Below are 21,014 nucleotides of genomic sequence, written 5' to 3'. Positions count from 1 at the left end.
GATGACTGGAGCTCTTCTCAGCAATACGACCAGCGAGCATCGGCATAGGGAAACCCCTCTGTTCGATCTGAAGGATGTGTCGTTGACCGTTCCTGGCAAGTCGCTTCTGCAGCCGTTGACAATGACAATCCCAGCCCGGCGGACGATCGGATTGATCGGCCATAATGGCTCCGGCAAATCGACTTTGCTCAAAGTCCTGGCACGGCAAAAGCCGGCCTCCAACGGAACGGTGCTTTTCGAAGGGAAGTATCTCTCGGAATGGGGTGACCGGCCGTTCGCCCGGAAGCTTGCCTATCTGCCGCAGCAGACGCCGGCGGCGAACGGCATGCTGGTCAAGGAACTCGTGGCGCTCGGGCGCTATCCTTGGCATGGCGCGCTTGGCCGTTTCGGAAAGATCGATCGCGACAAAGTCGACGAAGCCATGACCCTGACGGATGTGTCCGGCATGGCGGATCGTCTCGTCGATACACTCTCCGGTGGAGAACGCCAACGCGTGTGGCTGGCTATGCTGGTCGCCCAGGATGCGGAATGCCTCCTGCTCGATGAACCGATCTCGGCACTCGATGTCTCGCATCAGATCGAGGTGTTGACGCTGGTCCAGCGGCTCAGTCATTCGAAGGGGCTCGGTGTCCTGCTCGTCCTGCACGACGTCAATATGGCGGCGCGGTTCTGCGACGAAATCATTGCGTTGCACACCGGCCGGTTGATTGCTCGCGGAACGCCACCGGAGATCATGACGCCGAGCGTGCTCAAGAAAATCTACGGCATCGACATGGCCATCATGGCGCATCCGCAAACCGGGTTGCCGGTCGGGTTGCCATGCTGACGGGAGAAAGTAGGCGACTGAAGCACTTATCCGCATTCCATCTACAGGGCCGATGTTTTGCGCGCCTCGAATGTGGTTCTCGGTTCAACCCGGTTCAAGAAGGCATAGTTCGGCGATCCGACCGTATCTGCCTTTCCACATCCTGAAGCCGTCCAAAGGCGCGGTATCTGTGATCGTGCATCTCACGGACAGTGCCTTCTGCGGGCCTGTAGAGCGTCGAGAGACTTGACATAGCCCTCATGGCTTCCTGCAGTGAACCATATCTGCCTGCGGCCGCGGCCCCGAGCATCGCACTCCCAAGCAGAACCGGCTCCTCGGTATCGGCAACCGTCACGGGCAGGTTTGTCGTGTCCGCCAGTATCTGCCGCACAAGGTGACTTTGCGCCGCACCGCCACTGGCAATGATCAGGTCGAAGACCATGCCGTTCTGCGATAGCTTGTCCAGGAGTTGTCTGAGACCATAACCGATGCCGCAGAGCCCGGCGACAAAGAGCGAAATCAGACTGGGAATATCGGTTTCCAGCCCGAGCCCTGCGATGACGGCCCGCGCATCAGGATCGGCATGGGGAGACCGGTTGCCCATGAATTCGGGTAGGACGTGGACAGAGCCTGCGAGTTCCACGGCCCGGGTGAGGTTAGGACACAGTCGTGTTGCTTCGCGGTCAAGCCAGGCAACCAGCGAGATCCCGTCGGCGTCAGCTCTTGCGCGCGCTTCAACGGATGCAGGGTGCATCGTGACGAGATGATCGATGGCAGCTCCTGCCGACGACTGGCCGCCTTCCGTCAACCACAGGTCCGGAACCATGGACGAGTAGTAGGGTCCCCATACGCCATCCACGAATACCGGCCTTTCGCTGGACGCCATGGAACAGGCGGAGGTCCCGAAAATATAGGCGAGCCTGTTCCGGACGTCTGCTTGGCCCTCGGCGTCTTCACCGCCGAGCGTGCCGATACCGCCCGCATGGGCATCGATCAAGCCCGCGCCGACAGGGATTCCCGGCATAAGGCCGAGATCGGCGGCCGCTTTCCGGGTCAAGCCGCTCGCAAGCGGGCTACCTGGATCGACGATGTCGTTTCCGATCCGGATGAAGCCCTCGTCGGCGAGTTCTCCAAGGCCGATCGCCTTGAAATATGCGGCATCCCAGCGGTTCTCGTGTGCCAGATAGGTCCATTTGCAGGTGACGGTGCAGGCCGACCGGCTGAGTGATCCCGTTGCGCGGAAGGTCAGATAATCGACGAGATCGAAGAAATGGTCTGCCTCGGCAAAGGATCGAGGCAGATGGCGCTTCAGCCAGAGAAGCTTGGGTGTTTCCATCTCCGGCGAGATATGGCCGCCGACATAGCGCAGGACCTCGTGCTGTCCTCCGTTGATCTCCGCCGCCTCGCCGGCGGCGCGGTGATCCATCCACACGATGATATTGCGATTGGCGTCTCCCGAGGGGCTGATCGAGACCGGCTTCCCGTCGGCCGTGACGACAACCAGCGAGCAGGTCGCGTCGAAACCTATTCCGGCGACTGCGGACGGCTGGATGCCGCCCGCAGCGACTGCTTCCCGGACGCTCTCGCAGACCGCTTGCCATATCTGTTCGCTGGATTGCTCGACGATATTGCCGGGCTCGTGCCAAATAGTGATCGGGCGCTTCGCGGATGCCAGCAAAGTGCCGGCTTCATCGAACACGCCGGCCCGCGCACTGCCTGTTCCCACATCGATGCCGACAAAGAAGCGGGCCATGGTCAGAGATCCGTACTGAGCGGCAGGATCACCAGATCCCGGATCGTGATGTTGCGGGGCCTCGAGAGCATGAACACGACCGCTTCGGCGACCTCCGTCGCTTCCATCAATCCTCCCGCCGCGATCGCTTCATCGAGTTTTGCCTGGGGCCAATCACTGATCAGCGCCGTGATGACCGGGCCTGGGGCAACCGCGCCAACACGGATGCCGTGTTTGGCGACCTGGCGGCGCACGGTGTGAACGAAAGCCTGCACCGCATGTTTCGAGGCGGTGTAGATCGGCTCCCAGACGACCGGCACCAGGCCGGCAATCGAGCTGGTCATGATGATGTCGCCCGTCTTGCGCTCGACCATGTGCGGCAGCACGGCCTGGACGGAGCGGAAGGCGGCATTGATGTTGAGATTGAGCATGCGGTCCCAGGCATCCGGGTCGCCATCCACGACGTCTCCGCCGATATAGGCGCCGGCATTGGCGTGGAAGATATCGAGCTTGCCGAACCGATCGAGGATGCGGGGCATCATCGTTACGACGCTGGTGGAATCGGTCAGATCGATCGCCAGCGGAAAAGCGTTCGGTCCCAATTCCGAGCACAGTGTTTCCAGCGTATCTGCGGCCCTGTCGACAAGGGCGACGCTCACACCTTCGGCCAAGAGGGCTCGGGTGCATTCGAGGCCGATGCCCGAGGCAGCACCGGTCACCGCCGCAACCTTTCCAGAAAGATCCTGTCTCATGTCGTTCCTTGCTTCGATTTTATACAGTCGTTACGGGTTTCAGAATGGAGCCGGTTGCATAGTGCCCGGACCGCAACAGGATTGGCTTCAGGCGCTTAGTGAAAAAGATGCGCAGCCTCGGGGTTGAACTGGAACTCGGCGGCATCCCCGAACGCCAGTTCCACATCGACCGGGATTGCAGCGACCACTCTCTCGTTCTCCGCCGTATCGACCGCGATGATCGTTTCGGTTCCCAGACGCTCGACCAGCGCGATGCGCCCGCGAAACCCTCCTTCGCCGGCCGCCGGCTGGCCCGGCTTCAGAAACTGCGGCCTGATGCCGAGCCATGCCTGATCGCCGATCGAAAAGCCTTTTCCCCGAACCGGGATCGGAGACATGGTGCTGGAGGCGACCGTAGCGGTATCGCCGGCGACTGCCTGCACCTTCACCGGCAGGAAATTCATCTTCGGGGCGCCGATGAAACCTGCGACGAACTTGTTGACCGGATTCTTGTAGAGTTCCATCGGCGAGCCGACCTGCTGGACCAGGCCGCCATCGAGGACGACGATCTTGTCGGCAAGCGTCATCGCCTCGATCTGGTCGTGGGTCACGTAGATCATCGTCGCACCCAGATCGCGATGCAGCTTGGCAAGCTCCATCCGCATGTCGACGCGAAGGGCCGCGTCGAGGTTTGAAAGCGGCTCATCGAACAGGAAGACGCCGGGCTTGCGCACGATCGCTCGCCCGATGGCCACGCGCTGGCGCTGGCCGCCGGAGAGCTGGCTGGGCTTGCGGTCGAGCAGATGTTCCATTTTCAGGATACGCGCCGCCTCGCGCACCCGTGCCTCGAGTTCGGGTTTCGGTGTCTTGTTCAGGGAAAGACCGAAGCCCATGTTCTCGTAGACGGTCATATGCGGATAAAGCGCATAGGACTGGAACACCATGGCGATCCCGCGCTCGCGCGGCTGAACCTCGTTGCAAAGCCGGTCGCCGATATAAAGCTCGCCGCTTGATATGTCTTCGAGACCCGCGATCATGCGCAGCAGGGTGGACTTGCCGCAGCCGGAAGGCCCGACAAACACCACGAATTCACCGTCCTTGACCTCAAGGTCGACGCCCTTGATGATGTCCACTGCGCCAAAACTCTTCTTGAGCCCGGCCAGACGCAAACTTGCCATGCTTCCTCACTTTCCTTGAAAATCTTCGGGGCGCGGCACCGGGCCGATAGGCCTCCACGCCGCGCCCGTCGCCCACGGTCCGCCTATGGGCAAAACAAACGATTCCGAACCATGCCGGCCCTGCGGCATGCGCCGCCGACCAGCAGCCCGCGATCAGGCGTCTTCCAGTTCCCTTGCGCGCTCGGCACTGTCCTTGACGCGCAGATAGGCGCCCCGGGCGATCAGCTGCCGGCGAAGCTCCTTGACGTCGATATCGGCCGGCGCGCGGTTGCTGCGCACCGAGATCTTCGCCGCGCGTCCCGCCGCCTCGCCCATTGCCATGCACGTCGCCATGACGCGGATCGCGCCCATCGCCTCATGGGTGGTGGAAATCGCCCGGCCGGCCACGATCAGGTTGCTGACCTTGGTCGGGATCAGCGAGCGATAGGGAATGTCGTAGCAGTCGCCGCACCAGATCAGCGTGCAGCCGTCATCGGCGGGCCGATGGATATCGATCGGATAGCTGGCCACGGCAATCGAGTCGTCGAAATGACGGCAGCCGAGGACATCCTCCTGGTTCATCACATATTCGCCGATGATGCGGCGCGTCTCGCGGATGCCGAGGAAGGGCGCCGTCTTGGTGAAATAGGCCTTCTCGAAGCCCGGAACGTAGTTGATCAGGTAGGTGACGATGTCGTCGATCTGGCCGCGGGCTTCGATCTCGCCCATGGTCAGGCTCGCCGCATCGGTGCCGTCGACGCCCTTGACGCGGGTCATGTTGATCCAAACCTCGCCGGCCTTCAGGCCCGTGATGATGATGGTGCGCTCGTTGGCGATCTTCAGTCCCATCTCGTCCTGCGCCTTGGCGATCAGCTCGCGAAGACCGACGATGATGAACTGGCGGTTCTGGCCGAAATATTCCGCCGGGATGAAGTCCGTCAGATAGGTGCGCGCCTGTGGCGGTTGGTTGGCGATGCTGAGGCGCAGCTTGTCGGTGTCGACGCCGGCGATGCAGAACATCAGCGTCGGCGGCTGCATGCCGCCATGTTCGTTGCCCTTTTCGCAGGGGACGCCGGCACGATAGGCGACATCGGCGTCACCCGTGCAGTCGATGACGACCTTTCCGAGGATGGCGCCGCGGCCGCTCTTGCTCTCGGTGATGACGCCGCGGATCATGTCGCCGTCCATGACGACACCAGCGCAGAAGGTATAGAACAGCACGTCGACGCCGGCTTCTGTCAGCATTTCGAGTGCCACGGTCTTCACGGCTTCCGGTTCTACGAGCGTGATGCCCATGTGGAGCGGACAGGGGCGGTGCTCGCTGGCCCCGTCGCGGGCCTTGAGGCGGTCGATGAATTTCTGCGGCAGGCCTTCGATGATCTGGTTGCCCTTCTGGCCAAGGAAACCGAGCACCGGAAGGCCGATCGTCATGTTGCCGCCGACAAAGCTGCGGCTTTCGACAAGGCCCACCCGAAGCCCGTCTTCCGCGGCGGCGAGCGCCGATGTCAGGCCGGCCGGTCCGCCGCCGATAACGAGCACGTCATATTCCGCCATGATGGGGGTTGCCCGGGCGGGCTCCTGGATCGATCGGGTGGTGGTGTTCAACATTGTCCTTGTCTCTTTCGTGGATGGACCATCAAGGTCCTGCGTCACTCATGCCGGTTTCGGCGATATCCGACGTCCGGGCGCTTGGCGCCCGGACGGTCTTCACAATGCTCAGGCCTGAAGCAGGGGCTTCACGCGCGTGGCGATGGACGCCACGGCTTCCTTGACCTCCTTGCGGCCGAGGACGGCAAGCTGCACCTCCTCGAGGAAGATCGACTGGGCGCGTGCCGCTTCGGGGAAGGGCGGGAAGGCGCCACGGGCGTTCTTCAGCACCGCCGCCTCGACGGCTGCGACCGGATTGCTGGCCGCGAAGGACTGGTCCGCATAGGTCGAGACACGAACCGGGCCATTGCCGTTCTTGGCCATGCCCAGCGTGGCACGCTTGCTGGAGACTTCCTTGATGAACTTCCAGGACAGGTCCTTGTCCTTGGAATTCGCGGGGATGACCATGCCCCAGGCTTCGACGATCGACGACATCGGCATCTTGCCCTTGAGGCCTGCCGAGATCGGGAATTCGATCGCCTTGATCTTGCCGGGGAACTTGCTCTGTTCCTTGTTGTTGAGCTGTGCGAACCGGGCAAAGGGCAGGACGGTGAAGGCCGCCCGACCCTGCTGCAACCAGGTTACCTGGTCGTCGTTCTTGGTGGTCGCGTAGCTGCGGGGCAGGGCGCCACCCTCGAACATCTTGCGAAGGACGGTCAGGCCCTTTTCCATCGCTTCGGGGTTCGGCAGCAGCTCGAACTTGGCATTGATGAAATCGCCGCCGAAGGCGCGGGCGAACATGACCGGAAAAACGGCGAGATCGCTCGCCAGCACCATGCCCGCAACCGGTGTGCCTGCCTTGGAGGTGAAGGTGAGCTTCTGCGCCTGCTCCACCAGTTCTTCGAGCGTCGTCGGCGGGGCGGTGATGCCCTGCTCTTCGAGGAGCGCCTCGTTATAGAACAGGCCCTGGGTCGCATGGCGCACCGGAATGCCGATCAGCTTGCCTTCGACGGTCATGCCTTGGACGAGGCCTGGAGCGATATCGCCGAAGTCCTCGATCGCATCCTTCTTAAGATAGGCGTCGAGCGGCTCGAACATGGCGGCGATCTGCTTGGTCGGGCGGTTGTCGACGATGTAACCGACGTTAAAATCGGTGGCGCTGAGGCTCGCCTCGCGGAAAAGGCGGTCCTGCAGCGGATTGGAGTCAAACGTCGTCCAGACGACGTCGGCATCGTTGGCGGCGCGCCAGTCCTTGAGCAGGTCACCGTCGCCGGTGCCGAGCACCGTCTGGTGTACCTTGTGGCTGAGCACGTTGAGCGTCTTGGCCGCAGCAAACGACGGCCCGGCGGCGAGCATCGCCGCTCCTCCCATCGCGGTTCCTAAGAAGCCGCGCCGTGTGATGTTGGTAAGCGGTTTGTCTGACATGATTTCCCTCCCTTGCAGACAGTTGAATAACCCGGGTGACTAGCCCTTGGTCGCACCGGCGGTCAGGCCGGCCACGAGATAGCGGTTCATGAAGATGACGAAGAGCAGAACCGGTATGAGCTGGACGGTGGACGCCGCAAACAACACGCCCCAATCGACACCGTCGATCGACCCGATCATTTCGGAGATCACCAGCGGCGCGGTCTTGGCCTTGGTCGCGGTGAAGATGAAGGCGAACAGGAACTCGTTCCAGGCAAAGACGACGACGAAGACGGCGACGGCGAGAATGCCGGGTGCGGCGAGTGGCACGATGACGCGCCTCAGGATCGTCAGCCGGCCCGCGCCGTCGATCTGGGCCGCCTCGTCCAGTTCGCGTGGGATCTGGTCGATGAAGGTGCGCATCAGCACCGTGCCGAGCGACACGAAGAAGGTCGCATAGAGGACCATCAGTACGATATGCGTATCGTTGAGGCCGATCGCATTGATGATCGGAAACAGTGGCAGCGTCACGACGATCGGCGGGATAAGGCGCACGATGATCAGGAACATCACGCTCGCGTTCAGCATCCGGCTGCTGTAGCGCGAATAGACGTAGCCCGCCGCCGTGCTGGTGGTGATCGCGATGATGGTTGCCCCGGCGGTGATGATGGTGCTGTTCAAAAGCCCGGTGAAAAAGACGCCCCAGCCGGTCCAGAGCTCGACATAGTGCTGAACGGTCGGCGAGAAGACGAATTTCGGCGGCACCGCGAAAATGTCCTGGCCCGGCTTGAACGACGACATGACGATGAAGGCGATCGGAAACAGCGACCAGGCGAGGATAACCGCGACCGCGACTGTTTTTCCAAGGCCGATGGCGAGTTTATCAGTGCGCATTGCCGGCCACCTGCTTGCGAAGGAGGAAGACATAACCGGTCGCCAGAAGCAGCGACGCGAGCACCATGATCCAGGCGGTGGCGGCGGCCGTGCCGAAGGCGTTGAAGCTGAACGCTTCCTGATAGAGATAGACCGCGACCACTTCCGTCGAGCGGGCCGGGCCGCCCTGGGTCATCAGCCAGACTTCAGAAAAGATGCGGAAGGCGAAGATGTAACGGAAGAGCAGCGCCACCGCGATCGCCGGCCCGAGCAGCGGCATTGTTACGCGCCTGAAGGCGTCGAAAGGCGTCGCGCCATCGATGCGGGCGGCTTCGTAGAGATCCTTCGGGATCGCTAGGCGTGCCGCATAGAGGATGATGAAGGTGAAGGGCAGGTGCAGCCAGATGGTAAGCAGGCCGATCATGATCAGGGCATGCGACGGTTCGAAGGACCAGTCGAGCATCGGCAGGCCAAGCCATGTCAGCATGGCGGTCACGGGGCCGACATCCGGATCGAACAGGAAACGCCACATGGCGACCGCAATGACTTCGCTGACGGCATAGGGCGCCAGGACCGCAACGAGGAGAACGCGCCGGCAGGGCAGGCCGCTTGCAAACAGCAGCGCCATTCCAAGCCCGAGCGCCAGTTCCAGATGGACTGCGAAGATGACGATGAGGACGGTGTTGCCGAGCGCCAGCAGGAAGGCCGGATCGGTCAGCACCTTGATATAGTTCTGAAGGCCCACGAAGGTCGCGGACTGCCCGAAGCTGGAGGCGTGCAGGCTGAGCCATACGACATAGAACGACGGTATGACGATGACACTGAGGATCAGTATCTGTACCGGCGCCAGGAATGGCACAACCTCGGTGATCTTGTTCAAGCGCAAAATGCTCCTCCCATGCGAGCGTAGTCTTTGGCTGGCGTTCTTACCCGACGCCTAGTGGATGCTGTTCGGTCGCTCCTTGGCCTTGTCCGGAGTATCGGCCGGCTGTTCTTCCGCTCCCTTGAGAAGCCCCTCCACGGGCGAAGACACGAGGCGGCGGGTGGAATCCCGTACCTGGAGGCTGGTGTTGAGGATGCTCGGCGACGGCGCTGAGACATCGCCCATCATCCGTTTCTGAAGCCGCTCCCAGGCAAGGTGAGCGATTTCGTCGACCGGCTGCCGGATCGCGGTCAGCGCCGTCTTGCGGGCGCTCATCCATGTGTAATCGTCGAAACCGATGATTGAGACCTGGTCGGGAATGTCGATCCGCTGTCTTGCAAGCGCTGTGAGAACGGCGAGCGTGGTGACGTTGGTCAGAGCAAAGACGGCAGAGGGGAGCGGATGGCGTTCGAGCCAGTGCGCAAAGATCTCCGCGCCCCGTTCGGCATTGGAGCCGAGCGCGATCGCCACGGGTTCGCGACCGATCATGTCGCGCACGACAGACGTTGCACCGCGGACACGTTCGCGGATGGGCGCGATATCGAGATGCGATGCCGCGAGCACGATATCCGAATGGCCCATCTCGACGAGATAACGCCCGGCAATCTCTCCCGCCTCGAAATTGTCGATCGTCACCGTATCGGCGGCGGCCGATTGCGGGATCACACGGTCGACGAGGACGGTGGGCAGATGCCCGACTTCGCGGGCAAGTGCTGCCGGTATCGTGTCCGAGCAAGGCACGGCGATAATGCCCGAAGGCCGCCAGCCGAGCAGCGTCTGGAGGCGCGACTCTTCGAGTTGTTTGTCGTCTCGGGAACTCGCGACGATGACGTCGTAACCGTCCTTCAGCGCCATCACTTCGATGCGCGAGATGAGCGAGGTGAAGAACGTGTCGTCTAGGTCCGGCACCAGGACGCCGACCACGCGGGCCTTGCCGGATTTCAGCTGCGAGGCCGCACGGTCGATTTGGAAGGAAAGATCCTTTGCGGCCTGCTCGACCTTCTCCCGCAGATCGTCGTTCACCGGCTTGCGGCCGCTGAAGACGTTCGACACGGTGGCGATCGAAACGCCCGCGCGTTCAGCGACTTCCTTGAGTGTTGCACGTTTGCGGGACACCGCAGCCTCACTGTTAAACGTTTTACCGTTAAACGTTTAACACTTCCGCCAAGATAAGCAAGGGGGTATGTTTTGTCGCATTGTGGAGATTGATTTCCCTCGTTCCGTCACGCTGTCAAAGGCAGAGTGATCTCGAATTCGGCTCCTGTGCCCATCGTCTGCCGCAAGTGGACCTCGCCGCCATATGATCCCAGCATGGTACGGACGATGTCGAGACCCATGCCGGTGCCGCCCTGTTCGCGGCGGGTCGAGAAGAACGGCTGAAAGACGCGTTCTCGATTTCCCTCGGAAATGCCGCCGCCGTCGTCGCGCACCAGAATGATGACGGTTCGCGCATTGGCCGATGCCACCAGGTCCAATCGGGTGGCGCCGTGCTGAGCCGCGTTTTCTGCAAGATTGGCAAAGACGATGCCGGCTGCTTCGAAGGGCAGGGCGATGACACTATGGGTATCTCCCAACCCGGAAATTTCGAGGCAGGGAAATCGCTTGCGCAGCACGGGCAGGACGTCTTCGACGGTTGTTTCGCCCTGAGCGATGGGAAGCTCCGCCTGCGCCAGCTCCCTCAACCTCAACAGCAACGTATCAAGCCGCTCAGCGTCGGCGATGATATTGTCGAGAAAACGCAAGCGTTGCGCCGTTGTCATCGGCTGGTTGACATCGTCGTCGCGCAGCAGCTCCGCCGCGCCTCGGATCGCGGTCAAGGGCGACTTGAGTTCGTGGGAGACGTGGGATGCAAAGGATCGGACATATTCGGTGCGGTCGACCAGCTTGCCCGCGAGGTCAAGGAAGCTCTGTGACAGCGTCGCGATCTCGCGCGTTCCATAACTGTCCAGTGGCCGGATTGCCGCCTTGCCGCCACGCGCGATTTCATCCGTGCGGGCGATCAGCGCGTTGATCGGCCTGGTGATGGTGCGGGCGAGCACATATGCGACTCCGAGCGTCAGCGTGAGGACGACGACGAGTGCCCCGACCTCGGCGGGCGTCATCCGGATCGAGGTCGTTTCCGTCGCACGAAACCAGATGATGATCAGGACCGGCAGCGCCATCACGGCCAGAAGCACCGCATACACAATCATCGCCAGCGGTGGCCGCCATTTGGTCCTGACCTTGAGCACATGTGTCATGTCCGCCTCCCGGGATCGTTGCCCAGCTTGAAACCGACGCCATGAACGGTGGCAACAATGCCGACGGCGCCGACTGCCGAGAACTTCGCCCGTATATTGCGGATATGGCTGTCGATGGTACGATCCGCGACATAGATGCCAGGGCCATAGGCAGCCTCCATCAGCTGTTCGCGGCTGAACACCATGTCGGGGCGGGAAAGCAGCGCTTCCAGAATGGAGAATTCGAGCGCAGTCGTCGTGATTGCGTTGCCACCGAAGGTCACGGTCCTGCCGGCTCGATCAAGGCTGACCTCTCCCGAAGTCAGGGTATTCTCACGGTTATCGAGACCGCTAGCGTTGCCGCTGCGCTTCAGGATCGCCTTGACGCGCGCGACCAGTTCGCGCGGGCTGAACGGTTTGGTGACATAGTCGTCGCCACCGATTTCGAGCCCCAGCACCCTGTCGATCTCCTCGTCCCTCGCCGAAAGGAACAGGATCGGAAGCCCGGATGTCTTGCGGATCTGGCGGCAAACCTCCAGGCCATCCATTTCCGGCATGCCGATATCGAGAATGATGAGATCGATGTTTCCCCGATGGAAGGCCATCATCACTTCGGTGCCATTGCGGGCAGTCGTCGACACCATGCCGGCGCGTTCCAAGGCAAAGCAGATCACGTCGCGAATATGGGGTTCGTCATCGACGACGAGGATGCGATGCGCCATGATGGGTCCTGCAGAAATTCACCGTCGCTGTTGTTATCGTTCTTCCTCTATCTTGCAATGGTTGCGGTTGAACGAAGATAGGCTTCGATCCGCTCCGCGCGAAAATTCCAGCTCCGCCAGTCATCCGGGTGATGTTCGAAACCATAGGCAAGCGACTGCCTGATCGACAGTGCCCTGCGCTTTTTCTCTGTCGTGTCGTAGGGCAGGACGGACAGATAGAGATCAAGCGCGGGGATGGCGGAGGGGCCGAGCGACGACAGATAGTCAATGTCCAGTGGAACACCCTCATGGCTCAGTTCCAGGCTGTGCGTGACGTTGAAACGGGCGATGAAGGCCGAAAAATCGGTGAAGGCACTGAGATAGAGCACACCCGCCAGGACGGCGATATTCGTGGCGATCAGCCATCGGTTGGATTGGCGCAACACGATCCGCAGCAGAATCAAGACAAGGCCGGCGGCAACGAGGCCCATCCATATTCCCGCGGCAACACGCAGTTCCGTCAGCGAGTAGGCCTCCACATAGAGATCGAGCCGCAGGATCGACGACAGGCAGAGCAGGATGTTCTGACCGATCCAGGCATGGACGAGGCCACGGATCAGAGCGCTCTTGTCGCCGGGACCGCTGCGACGCATGGCGATGAGGACGAAGGCCGCGGCAAGCAGAGCCGTGGCGATCAGGGGATAGGCGCCGCGATGGGCGTATTCGGCGTGGCTCATGCCGTCGGGCAGATCGACACCACCCCAGAGATAGACGAGATCCAGCAGCGTCTGCATGGCGAAGAGGGCGTTGAAGAGGATGAGCGACCGCAGCAGCGAGGCATGGGTGAGGAATGGAATTTCGATATGATCCACGGCCGGGCCATGTGCTCGTCGTCGAAAGATCCTGTGTTTGAGACGCGGTCGCAGCATGGCCCAGACGAAGGCGGCGATCGCCAGCCAGAAGCCGATGCGCCAGAGATCCATGAATTGCAGCAGGAATGCGAAGTCGATGCTGCGCAGCGCGTCTTCGATCAGCGGATTGGCGATGGCAAAGAGAAGCAGGAATATCGAGGCGAGAATGAGCGGCATCATCCAGATACCGAGATCACGCCAGACTGCAGCAAAGGACGAGCGTTCGGCCCGTGAGGCAAGATGTTTTTGGAAATCCTGCAGAAGTCGTAGCGGAACGATGAGGATAAATCGGAAAAGAATCAGCGGAAGACCGTTCAACCGTTGCGGCACGAGCCGGGCACTGACCAACGCAATGCACATGACCATGCCAAGTGAAACCGCAATGCCCATCGGGGATGGGGCCTCGACCAAGGGTGCCGAGGCGAAGGCGGAAAGGCCCAGCCATAGCGCTGCCGTCAACGGCCGCATCCGCCTCCTCGCCGACAAGAGGATCGCGACGGTCACCAAAATCGCAAACAGGAAAAGGTTGAGCCCAGGCGCCTGCCCGAAGATCAGGAAATCCGAAATCGCCACGACCGCCAGAAGTGCGGCGATCCGGTTGGCACCGCGTGCCCTGGGCATTGGTGCGGTCAGGTTGTCAGTTATTTGCACTGCAGGTCCTCTCTCTGACACCGCCCTCGATCACGACGAGTATGGTCGCCGGATGCCGGTCAGGGGGAGTTCCTTCAGGCTGGCGATCGTCGACCAGCCACCATCCGTCGTTGCGGAGGCGATCTGGCAGTGTGGAAGGAGTGATGCGGGGCGGGGTGTTGCTCTTGTTCATGACAAGAGAATGCCGGACCGGATTGCAGATTTTATGCAGACCGCAAGGAGTAATTCAGGAGAATTTCGAGGCCGCGATCCGCATTTTCGACGCGCGAGCATCCGGCGACGAGGCGTAGTTCATCGCCGGATGGATCCCGTCCGAAATCGGGCTAGACGGACAACTATACCGCGGGTTTCGAGATCGAAGTCGGTTCTTCGATCGTCTGGATCGCGTCATAGGCGGCAAGCACCGTTTCCATCTGGACCGTGTGGCCCTGGATGAAGGCCGGACCGTAGATGGTTTCGTCCGGATATTCGGTGATCAGCGTCAGCGGAACCGTGTGGCGGTCGTCGATCGAGATCAGGCAGGGGAAGCCGTTGATGATGCGGAAGCCGGTCTCGCCGGCATGGGTTTCGAACAGCCTGATCTGTGCGGCGTTGTAGGCGACGAGGCCGGGAATGGCGGCGAGGTGGCGGCTGACGCGGTCGATCAGGATTTCCGCCTGTGCGGTCCATTCGGCATGATGGCGCATGATGAGGAAAAAGCCCTTCGGCACTGTCCACATCGCAAACGTGCGCGGCACGTAGCCGGAGAGCGGCCGCGTCCATTCATGCGAGGGATAGCCGTGCAGGTTGACGTGCAACTTCGCACCGCTCAGGCTTTCCGCTTCAACGCGGATCGCCTTTTCGAACAGGTCCTTGCCCGTGCGGTATTCGAGGTCGTCGCCGAGCGCGGTGTAACGCGCCGCATGGTGCATGTGCAGCGGATTGTCGGCGCGGAGACGCCAGTGCACCTGGTAACCATCGGGGTTTTCGAGCGGAGATATGACGAAATGCGCGCCCGATCTTGCGGCAAGCGTCTGGGCGGCGCGGAGCGCCCCGACGATGCCGGTCGTCTCGTTGGCATGCTGGCCGCCACTGATGATGACGGGCTTGTCAGCACCGACGTGATAACGGGCTTCGATGGCGCGGCCGCTCCGCGAGCGGGCTTCGAAGGCGACGCCGTTTATTGCGGCGAGCTCCTGGCGGATCTGCGCGACCGAGACCGGTGACACGGCTGAAGCGAGGCGCTGGGTTTCCGCCACTGCTTCGGAGGTCCAGAGCGGCCGTGTTTCGATGCGGACGGACATGATCTCGCCCTCACGAATTTCCGGGATGATCTGGCCCGGTTGCAGGCCGCGGTCGCCGATCGGCCGGCCGGATTTCTTCTGGAAGACTTCCAAAAGCGAGAAATAGAAATCCTCGTGCAGCGCCTCGCGCAGGCTCACGACCTCCTCGCCGACGGCCAAACGCCGGTCTTCCGCCGGCAGGGTGACTGCGATGTTGAGTTCGTCGAAATAAGGCTCCTTCGCCCCCCAGTCATGGGCCGCGACGGCTCCCATGGCTGAGGAGAACAGGAGTTCGTAGTCCGTCTCCAGTCGTTCGCCCGTTCCGTCGTCGACCGCCAGCCAGCCCGTCGGTGACAGCAATGTTTCGCCGATGAAATCCGTGTGGAGCCGGTTCGGTGCGAAGACCTTGTGTGTCTCGGTGCCACCGTCCTTTTCGGTCAAAGTTACCGCGTAGAAGGCATCCTCGGTTCCGGCTTCGAAGCTCAGATGGATTTCGCCGACGAGACCGGCCAGAGGATAGGCCTCGAGCAGGAAGCGGTTCTTCGGGCAGGCTTTGTGAACGGGGTAAACGACATGTAGCGCCGAGAGGTTCTCAAGATCGACCTCTTCGAGAAGAAAATGGAGCAACGGCTTGTAGGCGCTGCGGAACTTCGCCTCGACACCCGCGTCGGCAAGCTTCGCCTCAGCCTGCCTGCGGCTCTTCTCGTCGTCGAAGACCCAGGCTTCGACCTTCGCGCCCTTGGCGTCGGCAAAGCGTGCGACGAGGGTGTTGAGCGTGCGCTCGACTAGCTGTTCGTGGATCAGTGTCATGCGGATGTTCTGCCTGTGGGATCGAGACTGTCGCGCAGCCAGTCGCCGAAGAGGTTGAGGCCAAGGACGGTGAGGAGGATGGCAAGGCCCGGGAAGACGCTGACCCACCAGGCGGTCTGCAGGTAGGTGCGGCCTTCGGCCAGCATGCCGCCCCAGCTTGGAATGGTCGGATCGATGCCGAGGCCGAGGAAGGTGAGGCTCGATTCGAGCAGGATGTTGGTGGCGACGTTCAGCGTCATCAGCACGATGACCGGGCCGATCAGGTTGGGCAGCAGGTGCTGGACGATGATGCGCCAATCCTTGACGCCGATGGCGCGCGCGGAAAGGATGAATTCCCGCTCGCGCAGCGTCAGCACCGAACCGCGCACCAGGCGGGCATATTGCACCCATTGCGAGACGATCAGCAGGATGATCGTGTTGGTGAGCCCGCCGCCGACGATGGCGATGAAGGTGATGGCGAGTAGGATGAAAGGAAGCGCGAGCTGGATATCGGCAAAGCGCATCACCAGCATGTCCCAGAAGCCGCGGTAATAACCGGCGATGAGGCCCATCACGACGCCGATCGTGACGCCGCCGGCGACCGACGTGAAGCCGACCAGCAGCGAGATCTTGCCGCCCGCCATGACGCGGGCAAGCACGTCGCGCCCGAGCGGATCGGTGCCGAGGATATGCGCCGGCCTCGTGAACGGTGGCACGAGCCGCGACATCAGGTCGATCTTTTCAGCGCCGCCGGGAAAGATCATGCCGGAGAAGATGACGGCAATGCCGATGACGCCGACGAGGAAAGCGCCGAGGACGAATTCGAGCCTCAGGAAATTCGAGGAAGCAGTGCGCGAAGCCATGGCTCTCACTCCGTCCGGATGCGGGGATCGACGAGGCCGTAGGCGATGTCGACGATGACATTGACGCCGATGATCATCAGCGACAGCACGGTGATGACCGCCTGCAGCACGGGATAGTCGCGGGCGCCGACGGCGTCGAAGGCGAGCGTTCCGAGGCCCGGCCAGTTGAACACCCGCTCGACGACGACGATGCCGCCGAGCAGGCCGCCGAACTGCAGGCCGAAATAGGTGATCAGCGGAATGGCGCAGTTGCGCAGAGCATGCTTGTAGAGCACGGCGTTTTCGCTGAGGCCCTTGGCGCGGGCGACCATGATATATTGCGAGCGCAGCGTTTCCAGCATGGTGGTGCGGACGAGGCGGACATTGGTTGCCGTCAGGATGACGCCCATGGTGACGGCCGGCAGGATGAAGCTTTCAAATCCGTCCATGCCGCTTGGCGGCAGCAGCGGCAGGGCAATCGCGAAAAGCAGCACGAGCATCGTCGCCAGCCAGAAGTTCGGGAATGACAGGCCGACAAGCGACAGGATGCGGATCATCTGGTCGGCCCATTTGCCACGCGCGGTGGCGGCCTTGATGCCGAGCGGAATGGAAATGACGATCGAGACGATCAGCGAGGTGAAGGCGAGCGCGAGCGTCGCCGGCAGCGCCTTGCCGATCAGCAGAGAGACCGGCGTGCCGCCGAGGAAGCTCTTGCCGAAATCGAGCGTGACGATGCCTTTCAGGAAGTTGAAATACTGGACGAGGAACGGCTCGTTGAGCCCGAGCCCCTCGCGGATTTTCACGAGATCGGCCTCGGTGACGCTGCCGGCACCTTGCGTCAGCATCAGCGCCGGGTCACCGGTGAGGCGGATCGCGAAAGCGACCGTCAGCGTCACGGCGATCACGACGAAAATCGCCTGCAGAAGGCGTTTTACCAGGAATGCGGCCAATCTCTCGTTCCCTTGTTTTCTTGTCGAACCCGCCGCCTCCAGTCGAAGGCGGCGGGTCCGCGAAGTTTTAGTCGACGGTGACGTCGGTGAACTTCAAACGGCTGTCCGGCACCGGCGTGAAGTTCTTCACGCGCTTGTTGATGCCGAAGATGGCGTTCAAATTGTAGAGCGGCATTTCCAGCGCCCGGTCGGCGGCATAATGGGCGATTTCCTGCAGCACCTTTTCACGCTCGGCGGCATTGGTGATGGTGCGCTGCTTGGCGAGCAGGTCATCCATCTTCGGGTCGCTGTCGTAGGGGTTCCACTTTTCCTTGGTCTTGTACATCGCGACCGCAGTGTTGTCGTAGTCGAGCGTCCAGCCGCCCCAGGACTGCTGGAACATCGCGCCCGTCTTGCCGTTCGGGATGATGTCGTTCAGCAGAACGTTGGTCTCATAGGGCTTGATCGTCGCGGTGATGCCGATCGTCTGCAAGTAGGCGGAGATCGCCTGGGCGACCTCGATAAAGGTCGCCTCGTTGCCGCGAAGGTCGATCTGCAGGGCAGCGCCCGGCGCGACGCCGGCTTCCTTCAGCAGAGCCTGTGCCTTGGCCGGATCGTAGGGAAGCGGCTTCATCGCCTTGTCGAAGCCGAAGGACAGCGGTCCCTGGAAGCTTGCGATCGGCTGTGCCTGGCCACCGAGGATCGACTTGATGATCGCATCGCGATCGACGCCCATGATCAGCGCCTGGCGGACCTTCGGGTCCTTGGTGATGCCGTCGCGCGTATTGAAGCGCAGCGCATAGACCGTCGGGCCCGGAGAGGTGACCACGGCGAGCTTGGCATTGCCCTGGATGGTCGGGATCATGCCGATCGGAATGGTTGGCGGGATGACGAGGTCGACACGGCCGGCCTGGAGTTCGGCAACCGCTGTCGCCGGCTCGGAAATGAACTTGTATTCCAGATCCGAAATTTTCGGCGCTCCGCCGAAGTAATCGGCATTGGCGGAAAGAACGATGTTCACCTTCGGCTCATAGGAGACGAACTTGAAGGCCCCGGTACCGACCGGATGGGCGTTGAAATAGGCGTCGCCCTTTTCGGCGATGTATTTCGGCGGAACGATCATGCCGCCGTAACCGGCGAGCTTGGTCAGGATCACCGGGTCGGCGACCTTCATCTTGAATTCGACCGTGTTGGCGTCGATGATCTCGACGCTGCCGATCGAATTGTAGTTGGACTGTTGCGGCCCTTTGGCGCCTTCCGGGCCGAGCAGACGGTCGAAGGTGAACTTCACCGCTTCGGCGTCGAAGGCCTCGCCGTTGTGGAATTTTACGCCTTCACGCAGCTTGAAGCGGATGCGCATGCCGTTGTCGAGCACGTCCCAGGAGGTCGCGAGGCCCGGGACGAGCTTCAGGTCGGGGCCGCGATAGGTGAGGCCGTCGAAGATATTGGTCGAGACCGAGGCCCAGTTGACCAGGAAAGTGTCGATCGGATCCCAGCTGCCGGGATCCTGCGGCGAGGACACCGTCAGCTTGCCGGCGGCGAGAGCCGAGACCGGCGCGAAAACCACGCCTGCGAGCGCCATCGCCATGAATGCCGTCCGCAAACCCCTCTGCATCTTTATCATCGTTTTTTGCTCCTGTTGAAAAACCGAATGTCGGATCGTCACGCGCCGCGGGCCACGTAATGGCCTGGCGCGATCTCCTCCCGGGCGAGAAGCACCGGTTCGTTACCTACAGCCCGGACCGGGCTCGGAATCTCGCCCTCGATCATCGCCAGCGGCTTGCGCCGGCGCGGATCGGCGACCGGCACGGCAGACAGAAGCCGGCGCGTATAGTCGTGCGAAGGCGTTTCGAAGATCTGGCGGCGATTGCCGAATTCCATGATCTGGCCGAGATAGAGCACCGCCACCCGGTGGCTCATCTTCTCGACAACGGCCATGTCGTGGCTGATGAAGAGGTAGGCGAGGCCGCGCTCTTCCTGCAGGTCCATGAACAGGTTGATGATCTGCGCCTGGATCGAGACGTCGAGCGCCGAAAGCGCTTCGTCGGCAATGATCAGCTTCGGCTTGGAGGCGAGCGCACGGGCGATGCAGACGCGCTGGCGCTGGCCGCCGGAAAACTCGTGCGGATAACGGCTGGCATGCGCGGAGGTGAGGCCGACCCGTTCGAGCAGGGCATCGACGGTTTTTGCGATCTCCTTCTCGCTGTCGAGAAGGCCATGGGTGCGGATCGGTTCGGCGATCGAGAACCTGACCGTCTTGCGCGGATCGAGCGAGGCGAACGGATCCTGGAAGATATATTGCACGTCCCGGCGCAGGTTGTGCCGCTCGGCCATGCTCATCGCCGACAGGGGCTTGCCCGAGAATGTGATATTGCCGGCGGTCGCCTTCTGAAGCTGCTGGATGGTGCGGCCGATCGTCGATTTGCCCGATCCGGATTCGCCGACCAGCGCCAGCGTTTCGCCCGGATGGATGTCGAAAGAGACCTTTTCGACTGCATGGACGCGGTGAGTGACCTTGCCGAGCAGGCCCTTCTTGATGTCGAAGCGCACCACGAGATCGCGCACTGACAGCAGCGGAGGGGCATCGTAGCGGGCGGTATTCTGGATGCGCTCGACACCGGAGAGCTTCGGTTCTCCGTTTTCGAGCACGGTCAGCGGCAGGCGCTTGGGAAACTCTTCGCCGGCCATGCTGCCGAGCTTCGGCACGGCGGCAAGCAGCGCGCGCGTATAGGCATTGACGGGCTTTTCGAAGATATCGAGAGCCTTGCCCTTTTCGACCGCCTTGCCCTTCCACATCACCACCACGTCGTCTGCCATCTCGGCGACGACGCCCATGTCGTGGGTGATGAAGATGACGGCGGCCCCGAGTTCCTTCTGCAGGTCGCGCAGGATATTGAGGATCTGCGCCTGGATCGTCACGTCGAGCGCCGTGGTCGGCTCGTCGGCGATCAGCAGCCGCGGCCGGCAGGCAAGCGCCATGGCGATCATCACCCGCTGGCGCATGCCGCCGGAGAGCTGGTGCGGGTAGCGAGTCAGCAGTTCCGCCGCATCGGGCAGGCGGACCATGTCGAGGAGCCGCTTCGCCTCGGCAAGTGCTGCGCTGTTCGACTTGCCCTCGTGCAACTTCAAAATTTCGGCCACCTGGTCGCCGATCGTGAAGACCGGATTCAGCGAGGTCATCGGCTCCTGGAAGATCATCGAGATCTCCTTGCCGCGAATGCTGCGCATCCTTTTCTGGTCGAGTTTCAGGAGGTCGGTTTCGCCCGCAGAGGTCTGGAACAGGATGCGTCCGGTCGGGTAATTGGCGCCGAGCATGTCCGCAAGCCGCATGATCGACAGCGAGGTCACCGACTTGCCCGAGCCGGACTCGCCGACGATTGCGACCGTCTGGCCGGCCGAAACGGAAAAGCTCAGGTTCTCGATGACCCGGGAGGCACCGAACTCGACCGACAGATCGTCCACGACCAGAAGCGGGGTGGAGGTGGTTGACGTCACGCGG

The 21,014-nt window shown here is 62.0% G+C and carries 17 protein-coding genes; 1 reads left to right on the top strand and 16 read right to left on the bottom strand.

The window, feature by feature from the left end; all coding sequences use genetic code 11:
* The first annotated feature begins 1 nt into the window (after position 1).
* A complete protein-coding gene (locus tag PMI07_RS13215; RefSeq protein WP_007754704.1) occupies positions 2 to 826 on the top strand; it encodes an ATP-binding cassette domain-containing protein in 825 nt (274 codons plus the stop codon).
* A gap of 94 nt (positions 827 to 920) precedes the next feature.
* Here PMI07_RS13215 and PMI07_RS13210 read toward each other — a convergent pair whose 3' ends face one another.
* From PMI07_RS13210 to PMI07_RS13135, 16 genes are all read right to left on the bottom strand, one after another.
* Positions 921 to 2,558: an FGGY-family carbohydrate kinase gene (locus PMI07_RS13210; RefSeq protein ID WP_024163783.1), complete on the bottom strand. Its 1,638-nt coding sequence runs from the start codon at positions 2,556 to 2,558 to the stop codon at positions 921 to 923.
* A 2-nt stretch (positions 2,559 to 2,560) separates the two neighbouring features.
* Positions 2,561 to 3,289: an SDR family oxidoreductase gene (locus PMI07_RS13205; RefSeq protein ID WP_007751813.1), complete on the bottom strand. Its 729-nt coding sequence runs from the start codon at positions 3,287 to 3,289 to the stop codon at positions 2,561 to 2,563.
* 95 nt (positions 3,290 to 3,384) lie between these two features.
* Positions 3,385 to 4,446, bottom strand: a complete 1,062-nt coding sequence (gene ugpC / locus PMI07_RS13200; RefSeq protein WP_007751810.1) for a sn-glycerol-3-phosphate ABC transporter ATP-binding protein UgpC — start codon at positions 4,444 to 4,446, stop codon at positions 3,385 to 3,387.
* A gap of 153 nt (positions 4,447 to 4,599) precedes the next feature.
* Positions 4,600 to 6,033, bottom strand: a complete 1,434-nt coding sequence (locus tag PMI07_RS13195) for an FAD-dependent oxidoreductase (RefSeq protein ID WP_007751803.1) — start codon at positions 6,031 to 6,033, stop codon at positions 4,600 to 4,602.
* 108 nt (positions 6,034 to 6,141) lie between these two features.
* The gene (locus tag PMI07_RS13190) at positions 6,142 to 7,437 is read right to left on the bottom strand and encodes an extracellular solute-binding protein (RefSeq protein WP_007751801.1); all 1,296 of its coding nucleotides are present in this window, start codon (positions 7,435 to 7,437) and stop codon (positions 6,142 to 6,144) included.
* A 39-nt stretch (positions 7,438 to 7,476) separates the two neighbouring features.
* Positions 7,477 to 8,310, bottom strand: coding sequence for a carbohydrate ABC transporter permease (locus tag PMI07_RS13185; RefSeq protein WP_007751798.1), 834 nt, complete (start codon positions 8,308 to 8,310; stop codon positions 7,477 to 7,479).
* On the bottom strand, positions 8,300 to 9,169 hold the full coding sequence (locus tag PMI07_RS13180) for a sugar ABC transporter permease (protein WP_024163782.1): 870 nt from the start codon (positions 9,167 to 9,169) through the stop codon (positions 8,300 to 8,302). Before PMI07_RS13180 ends, PMI07_RS13185 begins: the two co-directional genes overlap by 11 nt.
* Before the next feature lie 57 nt (positions 9,170 to 9,226).
* Positions 9,227 to 10,327, bottom strand: coding sequence for a LacI family DNA-binding transcriptional regulator (locus PMI07_RS13175; protein WP_024163781.1), 1,101 nt, complete (start codon positions 10,325 to 10,327; stop codon positions 9,227 to 9,229).
* Between the two features lie 107 nt (positions 10,328 to 10,434).
* A complete protein-coding gene (locus PMI07_RS13170) occupies positions 10,435 to 11,451 on the bottom strand; it encodes a HAMP domain-containing sensor histidine kinase (RefSeq protein ID WP_007750881.1) in 1,017 nt (338 codons plus the stop codon).
* Entirely contained in the window at positions 11,448 to 12,152 is a 705-nt protein-coding gene (locus tag PMI07_RS13165) for a response regulator transcription factor (RefSeq protein ID WP_007750878.1), read from the bottom strand. Before PMI07_RS13165 ends, PMI07_RS13170 begins: the two co-directional genes overlap by 4 nt.
* A 47-nt stretch (positions 12,153 to 12,199) precedes the next feature.
* Positions 12,200 to 13,663 carry a DUF4173 domain-containing protein gene (locus PMI07_RS13160; protein ID WP_037086260.1) on the bottom strand — a complete coding sequence of 488 codons (1,464 nt, stop codon included), beginning with the start codon at positions 13,661 to 13,663 and terminating at the stop codon, positions 12,200 to 12,202.
* Positions 13,664 to 14,028: 365 nt separating this feature from the next.
* The gene (locus PMI07_RS13155; protein ID WP_007750862.1) at positions 14,029 to 15,765 is read right to left on the bottom strand and encodes a M14 family metallopeptidase; all 1,737 of its coding nucleotides are present in this window, start codon (positions 15,763 to 15,765) and stop codon (positions 14,029 to 14,031) included.
* On the bottom strand, positions 15,762 to 16,607 hold the full coding sequence (locus tag PMI07_RS13150; protein WP_007750858.1) for an ABC transporter permease: 846 nt from the start codon (positions 16,605 to 16,607) through the stop codon (positions 15,762 to 15,764). Before PMI07_RS13150 ends, PMI07_RS13155 begins: the two co-directional genes overlap by 4 nt.
* 5 nt (positions 16,608 to 16,612) lie before the next feature.
* Positions 16,613 to 17,536 carry an ABC transporter permease gene (locus tag PMI07_RS13145; RefSeq protein ID WP_007750856.1) on the bottom strand — a complete coding sequence of 308 codons (924 nt, stop codon included), beginning with the start codon at positions 17,534 to 17,536 and terminating at the stop codon, positions 16,613 to 16,615.
* Between the two features lie 67 nt (positions 17,537 to 17,603).
* Positions 17,604 to 19,139, bottom strand: coding sequence for an ABC transporter substrate-binding protein (locus PMI07_RS13140; protein WP_007750853.1), 1,536 nt, complete (start codon positions 19,137 to 19,139; stop codon positions 17,604 to 17,606).
* 38 nt (positions 19,140 to 19,177) lie between these two features.
* Positions 19,178 to 21,010, bottom strand: a complete 1,833-nt coding sequence (locus PMI07_RS13135; RefSeq protein ID WP_024163780.1) for an ABC transporter ATP-binding protein — start codon at positions 21,008 to 21,010, stop codon at positions 19,178 to 19,180.
* Positions 21,011 to 21,014: the final 4 nt, after the last annotated feature.

Source organism: Rhizobium sp. CF080 (assembly GCF_000282095.2).
Lineage (GTDB): Bacteria > Pseudomonadota > Alphaproteobacteria > Rhizobiales > Rhizobiaceae > Neorhizobium.
This window is presented reverse-complemented; position numbering and strand designations above follow the sequence as displayed.